Consider the following 2,961-nt stretch of genomic DNA (forward strand, 5'->3'; position numbering starts at 1 on the left):
GGTCGCGGGTCTCGTGGCTGCTGACGACAAGCAACCCGTCTTGGGTGAACGTGCGCGTGGAGAACCCGAAACGGTGTCGTAGCTCGGCGCGGACCGCGCGTCGGAGCGCGTTCATCTGGTCACCGGGTACACCGACGATCTCGGCTGTTCCGTACTCGTTGACTGCGGTCGCGGCGAGATCGGCCAGTACGGGGATCCGGTCGTCGGGCGTCGGTGTCGGGAACGACTTGTCGATCACTGCGAGACACTTCTGACAGTTCGGCGCCTCGGGGCGATCAACTCGCCGACCTGTGTGATCGTCGTATCCGTCGGCCATCGCGGCCCAGGTTCGACCGCACAGCGATCTCGGTGACCAACGATTGTCGAGCAGTTCGTCGCGGACAGCTCCGCGGGACCCATCTGGTCTGTCGCGTATCGCTGCTCGGGCGTCGGCAGAAGCGTCTGTGGTCGTGAGGTGAATCGAGATGCCGCTGACGGTTCGGGTGAGCAGCATCGTCTCACCAGCGACGGTCAGCGAGTTGAGCAGCGTGCTCATGGCCTCACCCTAGAATCCGGGGCGCCTCGCACGGGGCAGCGAGGCGATCGGGTAGCTAACTTTGCGATGTGCTGGTGTGCGACCTTCGCCATTTCCTGGACATGCCCGAAGAAGCCCCGGGGCCCGCGAGACGCCTTGCGGTGCAGTTGGCGGCGATCGTGCGGTCGGCGAGCGCGCATCGGGTCGGGAGCGGTGTGACGACGGCGGTGCGGTGCACGAAGCGCCCGAACCGGCGACCGTGTGACGGGTTCGTGATGGTGTTCCGTCGCGTCAACGGGGAGATCGCGTGGAGTTGCGATGCTTGTGGTGACGAGGGCGTGATCACGGGCTGGCACGGCTCGCCGACCGACGTTTCCGGGCTTGATGACGGCTATGTCGACGGCGATGAGATCACAGCGGTGGTGTCTCGCGAGGTGTTCGACGCGGTTCGCGGCGTGTTCTTGCTCGATGCAGCGTGTGAGTTGGTCGTGGCTCGTGCGCAAGGAACGTCGGCCGGGGTGTTGTTGGCGGGTCGGGTCGGGGCGTTCGAGGAACTCGTCGGCTACGTGGCGGCGGAGTCGAACGTCGAGTCCGACCGGCGTCGGGTGCGGCTGCTTGATGACGCGTGCACGGAGCTCGAGGCGGCGCTTGGGCAGCGGTGATGGTGTTCACGGTTCGGGGGACGAAGAAGTTCTTGGATCGTGTCGGTCGACCTGTTGCGGATCCGTTGCCGCCGTCGTCGACGGTGCTGGGTGACTGGTATGGGAATGTGTTGTTCTGGCGGCCGCAGGTCGCCGTGTTCGTCAATGCGTCAACGTTCGTGCCGGTGCTGATGCCGCTGGCACCATCGATGAGTGTTCTCGACCGGTTCCCGGCTGCGATGGCCGAGGTGTTCGCGACGCTTGGGATCGACCCACGTTTCGTCGCATCGGAGACGAGCGCGATGCAGTCGGCGGTGCTGGCGAAGACGGCCAGTCGTCAGGTCCTCGGTGTGATGAACGAGTTCGTGTTCATGGCCGAGCACGCCATCGACGCGGGACGTTGCGACGCCCACGACTTGATCGGTTTGTCGGTGTGGCTCGCCGACACCATCGTCGGCCCGATCAGCAAAGACGACGGGTATACACCGCTCGGTGCGTTGCAGAGGCTGGTCGCCGTCACACTCGAAGATGACGCCGGCTCCTGGCCTCGGGAGTGACCCGAGCCAGTGGTGAGCACGGTCGAACTCACTGGGAGGCCCGGCGCTGCCGTCGCTGCACGTTATGAGACTTGACTCATGATGAGTAATAGCTCATACTGGGATGGTGTGGGAAGTCGAGGTCACCGACCAGTTCACGCAGTGGTGGTCAACGCTCTCGAACGACCAGCGAGAAGCCGTCACAGATCGCGTCGACATTCTTGCCGAGCGGGGTCCGGATCTCGGTCGGCCGATCGTGGACCGGATTCACTCGTCACGGCATCAGTCGATGAAGGAGCTGCGTGCGGCCAAGGGTGGAGCGTTACGGGTGCTGTTCTCGTTCGATCCGCGACGTCAGGCAATCCTGCTGCTCGGTGGTGACAAGTCCGGTGCGTGGAACGACTGGTACGAGTGGGCGGTGCCCGCGGCTGATGACCTGTACGACGAAAACCTACGAGAGATCGAAGAAGAAGGATTGATCTGATGGCACGAACCAAGTTCTCCGAACTCCGCAACGACGTCGTTGCCCGCCCCGGTGCGGCCGAGCGGCTCGCGGCGCTGCGGGTCGACACGCTCGAAGAGATCCGTCTCTACGAACTTCGTCACGGCGAAGCCATCAGCCAGGCCGAACTCGCAGGTCGACTCGATGTGACCCAGGGAGCGATCTCCAAGCTCGAACATTCCGACGACGTCCGCGTGTCGACGCTGCGTCAGTATCTCGAAGCGCTCGGGGCGCGGCTGGAACTCGTTGCGGTGTTCGACGACGAGGATCGGCGTGTACCGGTCCATCTCGGTCGCGACTCGGCCGCCTGATGACGACGCGCCCGATCGATCTCGAAGCCGATCTGAACTGCGAGGACGACGAAGGCCGATGGTGGTCGGTACTGGACTGGGGCACCGATCCCAGCGATATCGTCCCCGGCGCCATCGTCATCGCTGGAGACGGCCGGACGCGGGCTCTGGTGCGTATCGACCAGGCCGATGACAGCGGTCAGGTCCACTTCGTCGGAGCGACCCCAGCCGTACGAGACCACTCTGGGTGGGATTCGAACGGTGGCGTCCATGTACCAACCATGTACCAGCACACCGGTAGACAGCGGGGAGTAGAGGGGAACAGCGGGGAGGAGAAAACCTTCGCTGATCAGGCAAGATGTGCCTCAACCTGGGGTTGAGTGATCTTCGGGTTTCGGCCTCATAACCCGAAGGTCGCAGGTTCAAATCCTGCCCCCGCCACCAACGTAAATACCAGATCAGAGGCCCTTTCCGGATT

The 2,961-nt window shown here is 63.9% G+C and carries 5 protein-coding genes; 4 read left to right on the forward strand and 1 reads right to left on the reverse strand.

Going from position 1 to position 2,961, the window contains the following annotated elements:
* Positions 1–535: hypothetical protein (locus WBV89_RS18570; protein ID WP_423982817.1), on the reverse strand; the 535-nt coding region annotated here is incomplete at its 3' end.
* 254 nt (positions 536–789) lie between these two features.
* Between WBV89_RS18570 and WBV89_RS18575 the strand changes: the two genes are divergently transcribed.
* The 4 genes from WBV89_RS18575 (at position 790) to WBV89_RS18590 (ending at position 2,504) form a co-directional block, all read left to right on the forward strand.
* Positions 790–1,176: a hypothetical protein gene (locus tag WBV89_RS18575; protein ID WP_423982818.1), complete on the forward strand. Its 387-nt coding sequence runs from the start codon at positions 790–792 to the stop codon at positions 1,174–1,176.
* Positions 1,176–1,712 (forward strand): DUF6933 domain-containing protein, encoded by a 537-nt coding sequence (locus WBV89_RS18580; protein WP_423982819.1) that lies wholly within the window; start codon positions 1,176–1,178, stop codon positions 1,710–1,712. The genes WBV89_RS18575 and WBV89_RS18580 overlap by 1 nt, the downstream gene beginning before the upstream one ends.
* Positions 1,713–1,815: 103 nt before the next feature.
* Positions 1,816–2,175 carry a type II toxin-antitoxin system RelE/ParE family toxin gene (locus WBV89_RS18585; protein WP_423982820.1) on the forward strand — a complete coding sequence of 120 codons (360 nt, stop codon included), beginning with the start codon at positions 1,816–1,818 and terminating at the stop codon, positions 2,173–2,175.
* Complete coding sequence (locus WBV89_RS18590; protein WP_423982821.1) at positions 2,175–2,504, forward strand: helix-turn-helix domain-containing protein; 330 nt, start codon at positions 2,175–2,177, stop codon at positions 2,502–2,504. Before WBV89_RS18585 ends, WBV89_RS18590 begins: the two co-directional genes overlap by 1 nt.
* The last annotated feature ends 457 nt before the right edge of the window (positions 2,505–2,961 follow it).

The organism is Ilumatobacter sp. (assembly GCF_049588435.1).
Lineage (GTDB): Bacteria > Actinomycetota > Acidimicrobiia > Acidimicrobiales > Ilumatobacteraceae > Ilumatobacter_A.